This is a genomic window from Nostoc sp. UIC 10890, from assembly GCF_054786515.1.
In genome coordinates, this window is the sequence record NZ_JBSGKF010000001.1 from 3311266 (window position 1) to 3324358 (window position 13093).

Here is a 13093-nt window from a genome sequence, read left to right on the forward strand (position 1 = left end):
GCCTACTTCCTCACCGATACAGCCAAACTCGGAGTAGTGAAAGCAGTTGCTCAGTATCTACAGGTTTGGTGATGTAGTCAGAGGCTCCAGCTTGGATGCACTTTTCCTTGTCGCCTGGCATAGCTTTGGCAGTTAAAGCAATTATTGGTAAGGAACGAAACTGTTGTTGCTGGCGGATGGCGCGGGTGGTTTCGTAACCATCCATTTCCGGCATCATGATATCCATCAAAACTATATTAATCTCAGGATTAGTTTGCAGCTTCTCTATGCCATCCCTGCCATTTTCGGCAAATAGCACTTGCATTTGATAGCTTTCTAAAAAGCTGGTGAGGGCAAAAATATTTCGCAGATCATCATCTACAATCAAAATTTTCCGATTAGCCAACACCGGGTCAGTTTGATGTAATTGCTCTAGCATTTGACGCTTTGGTGGCGGCAAATTTGCTTGCACTCGATGTAAGAATAGGGCAGTTTCGTCTAACAACCGCTCTGGCGATCGCACATTTTTAATAATAATTGTCTCTGCTAGCCCCCGCAGTTGGGTTTCTTCTTGGCGGCTGAGTTCTTTGCCGGTGTAAACGATAATCGGCAGTTTCAAAAGCCTGGGTTCAAGTTTTATCTGCTCAATTAGTGTAAAGCCGCTCATATCGGGCAGACCCAGATCCAACACCATACAATCAAAATGGTGCGATCGCAAAATCGAAAGGGCTTCTGCTCCCGTACCCACTGCTGTACTTTGAACATCGCCATTACCAATCAGTTCGATAATGCTTTGAGCTTGTACGGGGTCATCTTCTACGATGAGGAGATTTTTCACCTGACGCTCAATAAAGCCTTTAATCTCAGTCAATACCTGAGTTAGCGCTTCTGGAGAAACAGGTTTTTGTAGATAGGTAATCGCCCCTAGATGTAATCCCCGTTGCTGTCTTTCATCAACAGAAAGTATGTGTACTGGTATATGTCTGGTATCTGGTTTATGCTTGAGACGATCCAACACCGTCCAACCATCCATCTCTGGCATGTGGATATCTAGCATAATCGCATTGGGTTTAAACTGTTCCGCTAGTGCTAGACCTTGTTTGCTGTGTAAAGCAACAATGGTTTTAAAACCCTGCTCACGTGACATATCTAGTAAGATGCGGGCGAATTTATCATCATCCTCAATAATTAGCAAAACGCGATCGCCTGGTTGAATTATTTCCCGATCATCTGGAATTTCGCTTGGTAAGGTGGTAAGTACTTTAGCGGATGCCGAAGTATCTAATTTTGGGGAGCTTTTTTCAACCATTGGCACTTCTTTTATGGTCGATGCTGTACTAATAGAGGTAGTTGGCTCAGGGGGTGGTGTGGTGAGAGTATTTTTAGCATTCTTTTCCTGTCGCCTGGGCAAGTAGAGGGTGAAGGTGCTTCCCTGTCCCGGTTGGCTGATTAGTTCAATTCTCCCACCCAACAGTTGAGCCAATTCGCGGCTGATAGACAAGCCCAAGCCAGTTCCCCCATACTTGCGGCTGGTAGTGCCATCTGCTTGCTGAAATGCCTCGAAAATAATCTTCTGCTTTTCGGCTGGGATGCCTATACCCGTGTCGCTAACGGCAAAAGCAATCATAGAATTATCAACTTGGGCGGCCTCATCTGCCATGCTAATTTGTAACTTCACGCCTCCCTGTTCTGTAAACTTAAAGGCGTTAGCTAGAAGATTTTTCAGCACTTGTTGCAGGCGTTTGGAGTCGTTATAAATTGTTGGTGGTAACTTCTCATCTAATTCAATAGTAAAACTGAGTTCTTTATTGTGAGCAAGTTGCCGGAAAGTCTGCTCTAGAGATGTCTGCAAATCTACTAAAGCAATTTGCTCAATATCGAGCAACATAGTACCCGACTCAATTTTTGCCAAATCTAGAATGTCATTAATTAACTCCAGCAAATCGTTTCCAGCCGAGTAAATAGTCCGGCTGTACTCTACTTGTTTGTCGGTCAAGTTGTTAAGAGAGTTATCTGCTAGCAGCCTTGCTAAAATTAACAGGCTATTTAACGGTGTCCGCAGTTCGTGGGACATATTGGCGAGAAATTCTGACTTATATTTGGAAGACAACGCCAGTTGTTCAGCTTTTTCTTCCAAAGACTTTCTCGCCCGCTCAACTTCTTGGTTCTTGCGGGCAACTTCCCGATTTTGCACTTCTAACAATTCTGCTTTTTCTTCTAATTCCTCATTTAGTTGTTGCAATTCTTCGTTAGACTGCTTGACAAGAAATTGTGATTCTTCTAACTCGTGCGCCTGTTCTTCTAAGCGTTGATTGCTCTGCTGTAGTTCTTCTTGCTGGCTTTGCAGTTCTTCTGTTAAAGCAACAGATTCTTCAAGTAGTTGTTGGGTTTGCACTTGGGAAGCGATATTATTTAAAAATACACCAAGAATTTCACTCAATTGCTCTAGAAATTTCAGGTGCAACTCGTTAAAAGGCCCAAAAGAGGCAAGTTCAATTACGGCATTTACTTGCGTTTCAAATAGTATGGGCAACACAATAATATTTAGTGGCGGTGCTTCTCCCAAACCAGAACTGATGCGGATATAGTCACTAGGAACTTCTGTGAGGAGGATTCTTTGTTTTTCGAGAGCGGATTGTCCCACCAATCCTTCGCCCAAGCGAAACTGATTTGCCAAGTTTTTACGGGCTTTATAAGCATAACTACTCAATAACTTCAGCATTGGCTGGTCGTTTATGGAGTCCATCACATAAAAAACGCCCTGGGATGCCCCAACCAGTGGTGCTAAATGCGACAAGATGAGGCTAGATACATTTTCCAGATTTCGCTGTCCTTGGAGCATCTGGGTAAATTCAGCCAAATTAGACTTTAGCCAGTTTTGCTCCTCATTTTTTTTAGTTGTGTTTTGCAGATTAATAATCATCTGGTTGAAGGTGCGCGTTAACACACCAATTTCATCCTGGCGATCGCTATCTGGTAAACTTACCGATAAATCTCCATCCGCCATTTTTTCTGCCAAATCAGAAACTCGTTTCAGCGGTACTGAGATATGTCTGGTCAGGGAAAATCCAATTAAAGCTAAGATTACGGAAAATAAGGGAATACTATAGACAATACTACCAAGGGTTTGCTGGGCAGCTTCTTGTGCCTTCTCAGAGCGCTGTTTCAGCAGTGCAGTCTCCTCAGTTTTCATCGCCTGAATAACTTTCTGGATTTGATCCATTAGCCGCTTACCCTCGTCTGTCAAAACAGCTTTTTGGGTAGCTTCTAAACCCTGGCTTTGCCGTATTTCAATGATATCTTTCATTACAGCCATTCTCTGCGTTACCAATGGCTGCAAAATATCAAGCCGATTTTGTTGGTTAGGATTATCTGCTATTAAATTTTGAAGTTCCTTGATTTTTTGATTTAGGGATTCAAGAGCAGCGTTATAAGGTTCTAAATAGCGCTTTTCTCCAGTAATAATGTAACCGCGCTGCCCAGTCTCAGCAGTTGTAAGTTGTAAGTTGAGGTCTTCAAGCTGACTCAACACCTCGTAGGTATGGTTTTCTTTGCTCGAAGTTTCAATTAACTCATTGGTGCTATAGTAGGAGATTAGACCAATAGTAGTCAGAGTGGCCAAACTCAGGGCAAAACTTATTCCAATTTTGGTTCCAATCTTCAAACGATTCAACATTATTCCAGGCAGGTATTCAAATCTTATAGAAATGGAAATAGGTTCAGAACCAGAAATGGGTAGGATTGGTTATGAAACTACTATTTTACTATTTGAAACAGATATTATTTTACTCGAAGACTACCATCTTGTCGCTTAGGTTTTATGTTGACATGATATTTTTATCAAAAAATCAACACCTATTTAATATTTTATTGTGATGGTTAAACAAATTTCGCGCTTAATAAAAAGGCTGGATATTAAAATAAAACAGCCGGATAGTAAAAATTAAGTTTATTAAAATGCAATCTCTACAAAGTCTAGCTAAATATAGCGGCTTTTGTGGTTTGATATTACATCAATGCCATTGTACATCACTATACAGATCAGCCTTAACTTCAGTTATCACAAATGGATATTCTCGTAGAAGGGTAAAGGTGTCATAAGGCAAACTATAGTTACAGAAAATGTAATTTATTTTACAATAAATGTATTTATGCTATTTCTTTCAAAAATATGCATAATCACGATATATCATTAAACATATTGATATTAACTTTACGTTTAACTATAAGTTCGTAATAACCTGGCGATCGCTTCTAGTCACATCAAGTTCAGATTGGCTATAGATACTAAAATGTTGGATCTTGTTACTCTCTAAAATAGCTCTTGCACCTGCTATGTAGATATCAGTGCCTTTTATGACTACTAAGTAATGCCCCAGACTCACCTGATGCTCATAATATCTGGCTAGATCATCAGGAATTCCTAAAGTAGTATGGTTATCTTGGGAACTGCTAACATTTCCCTCAAAAATATCACTTAGATAGCTTGTGTTTTCAGCAACTATTAATACTTGACTCATGGGAAAGCCAGCGGTTCTCAGTTCAGTCAGCGCTCTTTCTGCATCTTGGTGTGTATAAAAAACACCAACTGCGTGTTTATAGCGGCTATTTGGGGTCGAGTATGCCTCAGAAACACCCCACTGTTGAATATCACAGCGATTAAAAATTCTCTTAGCAATACGAATTTCTATATCTATGCCGGTTACTATGACTAAATAGTAACCTTTACAGACAAGATCGCTATAACCCTGTGCTTGATTTTCAGAAATCCCTAAACTTAGCAAAATACTAGGCAAACCACCTGTTAAAGTAGTAGCGATCGCAGTTGCATCTGCTCCGGCTAGCATGACTGAGCCTATACCAGGGATTGCCCAGAGAGCTAGACCGGATACTAAACCATCAAGACCGCCTAAAGTACTACTAGTAAAGGCTCCAGCAGCATTTTCTTCAGATGTATTGCCAGTGCGCTTTTTAACATCAACACCAGCAATATCACTTTCTTCTTCTGCATTCCGTGCAATTACAGAAACTTTATGCATTGGAAAACTAGAAGTTTTTAGTTCCTGAAGTACCAATTGTGCATCCGAACATCTAGCGAAAACTCCTATAGTTCTTCGCTCTTTTTCTAATGTCATTTTATCGGTTTATTGCAGCTAGAAGTGATTCCCAAAACTGTTTGTTAATTTGAGCTAATTACACAGCTCGACGACTCAGTAAACCCCAAAGGAAAATCAGTAGCATAGCACCAAGAACCGCAAATAAGATGCTTCCTAGAGATAATGCTCCTACAGATGCAGCGGCGGCTGAACTACTACCTAGCAAAGCTTGACCCAAATAACCCCCAACTACGGCTCCAAGAATTCCTAATACAATTGTGGAGAGAATACCACCACCTTGAGTTCCTGGATAAAATAACTTAGCTAATGCACCTGCAATTAAACCCAAAACCAGCCAAGCAATAATGTTAGTCATGTGAATTTCTCCTTCGTGAGAACCTACTTTGTTTACTTTTGACTATTTCATCTTAAAGTTTACCTGCAAAATTTCCGATCTATCTAGAGAACTAATATCAAAAATCTTTAGATATCATTTGAATATTCATTATGTCGTATTTAGCGATAAATATTAGAAACGATTAGGAACTCGATTGGATTCCTAATATTACTTGTATAAGAAATAACGCTAGACAAATATGTACTAAGTTTTTGAGCAATTCGATTTGATTTCTGAAAAAATCTAAGTATATGTAGGGGAGCCAGCCGCGTAGGTGGGTTTCCCGACTTGAGCGGACTGGCGTTGGGTTACGGAAGCCATAGAGAATTCGGAAGCTACTAGTACCGCAAGGCGGAATTAAAAATTAAAAATTAAAAATTAAAAATGAATACAGCATAAGGGTTTCGTTGATTTGGAATGATTGGTTTATTTTCGCCATGTTGTACTAGCAATCCAATTTCTGTATTAGCTATACAAATGTCTATAGCTTGCTTACGGCAGAGGTTATCCCCATTTTTTTGTTATAAATTCTGTATTTTGTATTCTTTTTAAGAGCTGTCTAATTCATGGTAATTTAACGATAAAGTTCATAGGATCTTTGAGAATATTAGGATGTTTATTGATAAAATTATTAACTTTTTGCTTTTGATTATCATTCACAACAAAATTATAGCTTTCCACAAAATTAAAGCTTCCTACTAAATACTTAGCTCCTAAATTTACTCTATATAAGATATTTTCTTCAGTTACATCACTGTGGTTAACCAGCCATCCTTTACGATGTGATAAATAGAGTAATGTTGGATCACTTCCTGTAGTAGCAATTATTAGCGAATCAGGTTTAGTATTTTGTTTTACTTGCTGTGCCAGTTGAAAAACAGCCGATTTATCTATTCTTTCTTTGAGCATATAATCAATACTATAAATGACAGATCCAGCAGCTAAAGTTAGACACAATAATACTAATATAATTTTTCTGTGATTCACTTTTTGAGAATTTTTATCGAAGTATTGACTACAAGCTTTACCCATAAATATCACTCCTGGGAGCATAAATTGGAGTTGGTAATATTCATGCACTAGACTAGTAACTGGTACTAAAATCCAAGTTAAAATTACTGAAACTAACCAAATATCTAATACATATTCTTTTGAACTTGTTCTAGTAATGAACAATCCTAGTAAAAATATGGGTAAGCCAAAAATAGCAAAATGCCTAACAGCAGTTCTAAATAATATTTCTGTCCAAAAATGTAAGGTAAGTACAATATTGTAGTTATACCTATTTGTTGAGCCTGACCAAAAGCCAAAAGTATTACCATATTCTAAGAACAGTTGATGAGCATGGTAATACCATAAAACTACAGATGCTAGGATCAATATGCTATAAATCCACAGAGATAATTGAGAAAAAACTTTGATGCCAAATTTAGTCAATGCTAAGTAAAAAAGTGGAATTCCTAAATATATTATTGGTAAGACTTTGATTAGACAAGCCAAAGCTACAAAGCTACCCGATAAAATTAAATATTGCCATTTTTCTGATTCAAGCCAACTAGTAAAATAGTAGATGCCGAGAATTGAACACATCAACAGCATGGACTCTGGCTGAAAAGTTCTACTGTAATAAGTATTCAAAGGTAGAATTATAAAAAATAAGCAAGACCAAAATGCAACTTTCTTATCTAGAATCTTGCTAACAAATTGATATAGGAAGTAGGATGCTACCAAAAAACAAATAATTGACAATAGTCTACCCCAAAATTCTGAAACTCCAAAAACTTTGTAAATAAGAGCAACGATAAACGAATAAATTGGAAACTCGGTTTCACAATAGCCAGGAGAATTACCTCCCCAATCAATTTGAGGATAAAATAAATTAAAACCATTTTCATAAAAATTTCTGGCTATTGCTGCTGTATCTGACTGACGCCAGGAATGAATACCGATAATGGGCGAATTTATGTTATAAAATCTGATAGCTATAGCTAAAGTTAACAAAAAAAAGATTGGCGATTTTTGGAAGCTGTTTATAATCAGATTATTTTGCATATAACCAGTTATTTTGTGAAAGTTTGGCAGAGACCCAGAAAAGAAAAACCAGCAATTTAATATTGAAAAGGAAAGTTAAAATTGAAATGCTAGTATTTTTAATATGGTTTTATTAAAACAAGTAAGCAAAAAAATATTCAATTACTTACAAAACTGAAGTTTAAAAAGCGGTATTAGATATTTAAGATTCAGGAGAAACAACTAAAGAAAGAGCTAGTTGATAGAGTTGGCGACGGGGAAGGGAGGTAAATTTTGCTAATTGACGACTAGCTTGCGATCGCGATATTCCCTGACTAATTAACTGTCTCAATTCGGCTTTCAGTTCCTCTTCTGTCAATTGGGGCTGAGTCGCTGGAATTCCTGCCACTACTAATGTATATTCACCTTGGGGTTCTCGTTGGCTGTAGTGAGCGATCGCATCGCCAATTGTCCCCCGCCAAAATTCCTCATACAATTTAGTCAACTCTCGCCCTAGCACAATTTGGCGATCGCTTCCCCAAACAAAAGCTAAGTCACGCAAAGTATCTCGCAATCGATGGGGCGATTCATAGAAAATCAATGTCCGAGATTCTGTTTGCAGAGATTCTAAATGTTCTTGTCTCTGTTGAGTTTTAGCTGGGAGAAAGCCTTCAAAAACAAACCGATCCGTTGGTAATCCAGCTGCACTCAAAGCGGTAATTGCTGCACTAGCGCCAGGAATGGGAACTACTGGGATTCCCGCCTCAATACAGGCTTTCACCAGTTCATATCCCGGATCAGAAATTCCCGGCATCCCAGCATCACTCACCAGAGCGATCGCTTTATTGTTAACTAAATGCTCTAATAATTCTGGGATGCGGCTGGTACGATTATGTTCGTGGTAACTCACCTGGGGAGTTTTAACTTGAAAATGCTGTAGCAGTTTTCCCGTGTGACGGGTGTCTTCCGCAGCAATGATATCCACAGTCTGCAAAATTCGCACCGCCCGAAAGGTTATATCTTCCAGGTTGCCAATTGGTGTACCGACAACATAAAGTGTTCCTGGTTTTGGATCAGTTTGCATGAGGGAAAATTAGGATTTTGTAGAGACGCGATTCATCGCGTCTTTGCAGAAGAGATAGGAGAGACGCGATGAATCGCGTCTGTACAAGAATTACAAATAATTACGAAACATATTATGAGAAATGGATAATCTAAAATCCAAAATTCAAAATCAAAAATCGGATCGTGGGTTATTTGTAGGTTTAATAACCTTAGATTTAATCTACCTTGCTGACTCCCCTCCTCAGAATAATCAGAAGATTGTCGCTACTGACTATACTGTAGCGGCAGGGGGCCCAGCAACAAACGCGGCTGTAACCTTCAATTATTTAGGAAGTCAGGCCACAGTCTTGGGTATAGTGGGTTCTCACCCAATGACGCAGCTAATTCGAGGTGACTTGGCAAATTACAAAGTCGCGATCGCAGACCTTGAGCCTACCACTGATTTAGCACCGCCTGTTTCCTCAATTATTGTCACCCAAACCACAGGTGAACGAGCGGTGGTTTCCATCAATGCTGTCAAAACTCAAGCCAGCACCGCATCTATCCCGCCAGATATTTTGCAAAATGTCGATATCGTCCTCATTGATGGACATCAGATGGCGATTAGTTATTCCATAGCCCAAATGGCTAAAGCTAAGAATATCCCAGTAGTAATTGATGGTGGTAGTTGGAAGCCTGGATTTGAGCAAATTCTGCCATTTGTAGATTATGCCATCTGTTCAGCTAATTTTTATCCCCCGAACTGCCAGACTGGAGAAGACGTTTTTAGCTATCTCGGTGGATTTGACATTCCTTATATTGCCATTACCCACGGACAAAAACCAATTGAATACTTGAGTTGCACTAAAACTGGTATCGTAGATGTGCCGCAGATTCAAGCGGTTGATACATTAGGGGCTGGAGATATTTTCCACGGTGCTTTCTGTCATTACATTTTAAGGGAAAGTTTTATTGATGCGCTGGCACTGGCAGCTAATATTGCTGCTGATTCCTGTAAATTTTTTGGCACCCGACGCTGGATGAATTTAAGATAATTCGTAATTCGTAATTCGTAATGACGCGACGCTCCTGCGTCGCTAACGCTTTGCTATCGCGGACTCGCTACCGCTACGCTAACGTAATTCGTAATTAGTTAAACTAGGTATCGCTGTGCGCCCTTAATCACGTTATACATATTTTTAGATAGGCCAAATTTAATGAAAGACTTACAAGAAATATTAGCGATCGCTCGTGAGGTAGGTTGGGGCGCAGCAGATATACTGCGATCGTATTACCACGGCACTGCAAAAGACCCTGACTTAGAAGTTCAATATAAACAAAATGAACCTGTCACCGTTGCCGATGTAGCTGTGAGTCAATACATTTTGCAGAAGCTACAAGCAAGTTTGGGTAATGAAGATTTTGCTTACATCAGTGAAGAAACCTATCAATCGCCAAGCACAGGGGCAAAGTCTTCCGCCCCTTGGGTATGGATAATTGACCCTTTGGATGGCACACGAGACTTTATCGAAAAAACTGGAGATTATGCGGTTCACATTGCTTTAGTTAAGGAAACGCGTCCAGTGTTGGCAGTGGTGGCAGTACCAGAGGCTGAAAAATTATATTACGCTACCAAAGGCGGGGGTACATTTGTAGAAACCCGTGGTGAATCTGTTCCTTTGCAAGTGTCATCAGGTAAAAGAGTTGAGGATTTAACCTTAGTAGTTAGTCGCTCTCACCGCAACCAACGCTTAGATTACTTACTACAACACTTACCCTGTCAAAATCATAAATCTGTGGGTAGTGTAGGCTGCAAAATCGCCACTATTGTCGAGCAACAGGCAGATATCTACATTTCTCTTTCCGGCAAGTCTGCGCCCAAAGATTGGGATATGGCAGCCCCAGAACTGATATTAACCGAAGCAGGTGGTAAATTTACCCACTTTGACGGCGCTCCGTTGCAGTATAACACCGGTGATATCAATCAATGGGGAGGTTTGTTCGCTAGTAACGGTGAATATCACGAATTACTGTGTAAGAAAGCAGAAGGGATTTTAGCGCAGTTTGACCATAGCTAACAGGGTACTTCAGGATGAATATTTTGGAATTTGCTTTTAAAACAGTTAGTTATGGTATGATTAGCTCCACTACCGATAATAATCTTTACCTCTTAGTCCACAGCTTAATTTTCAAAACACTATATACCTAGGCGATCGCTAGTTAATTCCGATTTCCTGTTAAAAGTGTAACTTTTATAGTACAAGCAACAAAAGCCAGTCAATGGAGAAGTCTGCAAACCTCCCCTAAAGGTTTGATTTGTGAATAAAATTCACTATTAGACGATATTCAAAGGCTGAAGGCTGTGCTACACTCATGGACATAAAGATTATTTTCGGTTGAGTAACTAGTTTTGATTTCTAAAAACCGTCTCTCCGAATTTAACTCTCTACACTCCCTGAATTCGGAGATTTCTATGTCAATTTACGTCGGGAACCTGTCCTATCAGGTTACAGAAGAGGACCTAAAGCAGGCTTTTGCAGAATACGGAACAGTAAATCGTGTTCAACTACCCACAGATCGGGAAACAGGCCGGCCGCGTGGGTTCGCTTTTGTGGAAATGGAATCAGACACACAAGAACAAGCTGCCATTGATGCACTTGATGGTGCTGAATGGATGGGACGTGACTTGAAAGTGAACAAAGCTAAACCTCGTGAGGAAAGAAGCAGTTCTCCTCGTGGTAGCTGGGGTGGCGGTAATGCCCGCCGCAACAATAATCGCTACTAAAGTCGATTCGTTAAAGTTTCACATTTAGAGTCTCCAGCAGATAAAGCCAAAGGCTCCACTCTGCTGGAATATTTTATTTTGTATCTAGTCTTGAACTATTCATCCACATTAAGGAGGAATGAGAATGACACAAGTAGTTTTAGGGGAGAATGAAGGTATTGAATCAGCGTTGAGAAGATTTAAGCGGGAAGTTTCTAAAGCAGGAATTTTCCAAGATATGAGAAAAAAGCGTCACTTCGAGACGCCGATAGAAAAAGAGAAGCGTAAAGCAATTGCTAGGCACAAGCAACGTCGTCAACAACGTTCTCGCTTCAATTAAAAAGTCCAAGCAAATTTGCCCTTCGATTTCACATCTAGCCAGCATCTCTTCATTGTTGCCATATCTCCGGCAAGCCACAAGTAATTACGCATACATCGATCAATAAACAACACTTTTAGTAGTAGCGCTGTATTAATTTTATTCAACTTTTGCGATCGCAGATCAGAAAATAGAACCGAGTTGCCCCTCTGCTAAGTTAATGACTAAAAATTCAGTTTCGGGTGGAGAAGTCAAAGCAAACCACGAGGGTGAAAGTTCCGCCGCACTTATCGAAAATCCCGAAAAGTGGTCGCATGAGGCTATTATTGCGCGGTCAAATATGCGACCGGAGCGTATGCAGAAACTCAAAGTTGCGGCGAATTCGGGGCAGAATCCGGGGTTTGATTTCTTGCAAGAATGTTGGAATGATGATCCGGCTTTGCAGATTGTGATCAAAAAGCTTTTGGCGAAGTTTCCGCAATAGGGAATTGCGATTGTGGATGGGGTGCAGGTGTTGTGGAATGACTAGCGTTCGCACTAATCTCCTAATTAGTGCTGCAATTCCAGGTCTGTTAAAGGAGCCAGATAATCAAATATTGCTTGATACCCCCAATATATAGCTTTATCTAAAGCTGTTTCTCCTTCTTGATTTTTAGCATTTATATATACAGATCCTGTTTCTACTAGGAGTTTAACTATTTCAAATTTTCCATTATTAGCAGCAAGCATTAAGGGAGTGAAATGACTAGCATTTAAATAGTTAAGATTAGCCCCTGCTTCAATCAAAGTTTGAATTATATCAATACGTTCTATTAACACTGCTCTGTGAAGAGGAGGGTCATCAATACCACCGAGATCGGGATTAGCTCCCGCCTGAAGTAATAGTTGGACTATCTGATTATTACCCAATGAGGTTGCTAGCCCTAATGGTGTTGTTTGAATATATTGATATAAATGTACATCTGCCCCTACTTCAATAAGAAACTTAATGACTTCTATCCGATGTAAATTAATCGCCTGTATTAATGGAGTTAGTCTGCTATGCGAATGTTTTTGATTTATGTTTACTCCACTAGCAATAACTTCACTTATCTTAGATAAATCATTCTTAAAAATTGCATCAAATATTTCAGTGATTGCTTCATTTAAGTTATTCATATTGCTGAGATGGACTAACTCTACAAAAAAGGGCTAGAACTAGCAGGTATATTGACATTGAAAAGTATAGAAGTAGAGAAAGCTAATATTTTTTCTTCTAATGCTTTTTTCCTCAATTTTTGTATTAGTGCATCTCTATATCCTCCTCCATCAAATATTGGAATAAATCCAGCTGTAAAAGTTCCATAATTTTTCGCATGATTAGTTATTGCATCCCACTGCTGTGGTTTATTAGGTTTATCTCCTTTTCCTGTACCGACATAATCTCTAACAACAGTTCCTAAATCTAGTTTAATATCACCAATTAGCCACTGGGTCACGGCTTA

12 protein-coding genes are annotated in these 13093 nt (G+C 39.5%); 5 read left to right on the forward strand and 7 right to left on the reverse strand.

The window, feature by feature from the left end:
* Nucleotides 1–10: 10 nt before the first annotated feature.
* The 5 genes from ACWATR_RS13395 to rsmI form a co-directional block, all read right to left on the reverse strand.
* Nucleotides 11–3655: a response regulator gene (locus tag ACWATR_RS13395; RefSeq protein WP_460332930.1), complete on the reverse strand. Its 3645-nt coding sequence runs from the start codon at nucleotides 3653–3655 to the stop codon at nucleotides 11–13.
* A gap of 547 nt (nucleotides 3656–4202) precedes the next feature.
* Nucleotides 4203–5114, reverse strand: a complete 912-nt coding sequence (locus ACWATR_RS13400) for a hypothetical protein (protein WP_460332933.1) — start codon at nucleotides 5112–5114, stop codon at nucleotides 4203–4205.
* A 58-nt stretch (nucleotides 5115–5172) separates the two neighbouring features.
* Nucleotides 5173–5451, reverse strand: coding sequence for a GlsB/YeaQ/YmgE family stress response membrane protein (locus ACWATR_RS13405; RefSeq protein ID WP_181932300.1), 279 nt, complete (start codon nucleotides 5449–5451; stop codon nucleotides 5173–5175).
* Nucleotides 5452–6036: 585 nt separating this feature from the next.
* Entirely contained in the window at nucleotides 6037–7524 is a 1488-nt protein-coding gene (locus ACWATR_RS13410; RefSeq protein WP_460332936.1) for an ArnT family glycosyltransferase, read from the reverse strand.
* A gap of 181 nt (nucleotides 7525–7705) precedes the next feature.
* A complete protein-coding gene (rsmI, locus tag ACWATR_RS13415) occupies nucleotides 7706–8566 on the reverse strand; it encodes a 16S rRNA (cytidine(1402)-2'-O)-methyltransferase (RefSeq protein ID WP_460332939.1) in 861 nt (286 codons plus the stop codon).
* A gap of 121 nt (nucleotides 8567–8687) precedes the next feature.
* On the opposite strand from rsmI, the gene ACWATR_RS13420 reads away from it, so the two are divergent.
* The 5 genes from ACWATR_RS13420 (at nucleotide 8688) to ACWATR_RS13440 (ending at nucleotide 12093) form a co-directional block, all read left to right on the forward strand.
* A complete protein-coding gene (locus ACWATR_RS13420; protein ID WP_460332942.1) occupies nucleotides 8688–9581 on the forward strand; it encodes a sugar kinase in 894 nt (297 codons plus the stop codon).
* Nucleotides 9582–9743: 162 nt separating this feature from the next.
* Nucleotides 9744–10604: a 3'(2'),5'-bisphosphate nucleotidase CysQ family protein gene (locus ACWATR_RS13425; protein ID WP_460332945.1), complete on the forward strand. Its 861-nt coding sequence runs from the start codon at nucleotides 9744–9746 to the stop codon at nucleotides 10602–10604.
* Between the two features lie 395 nt (nucleotides 10605–10999).
* Entirely contained in the window at nucleotides 11000–11311 is a 312-nt protein-coding gene (locus ACWATR_RS13430; RefSeq protein WP_094348369.1) for an RNA recognition motif domain-containing protein, read from the forward strand.
* 124 nt (nucleotides 11312–11435) lie between these two features.
* A complete protein-coding gene (rpsU, locus tag ACWATR_RS13435; protein WP_069073011.1) occupies nucleotides 11436–11630 on the forward strand; it encodes a 30S ribosomal protein S21 in 195 nt (64 codons plus the stop codon).
* Between the two features lie 199 nt (nucleotides 11631–11829).
* Nucleotides 11830–12093, forward strand: a complete 264-nt coding sequence (locus ACWATR_RS13440; RefSeq protein WP_460332950.1) for a hypothetical protein — start codon at nucleotides 11830–11832, stop codon at nucleotides 12091–12093.
* A 65-nt stretch (nucleotides 12094–12158) separates the two neighbouring features.
* Here ACWATR_RS13440 and ACWATR_RS13445 read toward each other — a convergent pair whose 3' ends face one another.
* Nucleotides 12159–12767 carry an ankyrin repeat domain-containing protein gene (locus ACWATR_RS13445; protein ID WP_460332952.1) on the reverse strand — a complete coding sequence of 203 codons (609 nt, stop codon included), beginning with the start codon at nucleotides 12765–12767 and terminating at the stop codon, nucleotides 12159–12161.
* Between the two features lie 20 nt (nucleotides 12768–12787).
* The gene (locus tag ACWATR_RS13450) at nucleotides 12788–13087 is read right to left on the reverse strand and encodes a hypothetical protein (protein ID WP_460332955.1); all 300 of its coding nucleotides are present in this window, start codon (nucleotides 13085–13087) and stop codon (nucleotides 12788–12790) included.
* Nucleotides 13088–13093: the final 6 nt, after the last annotated feature.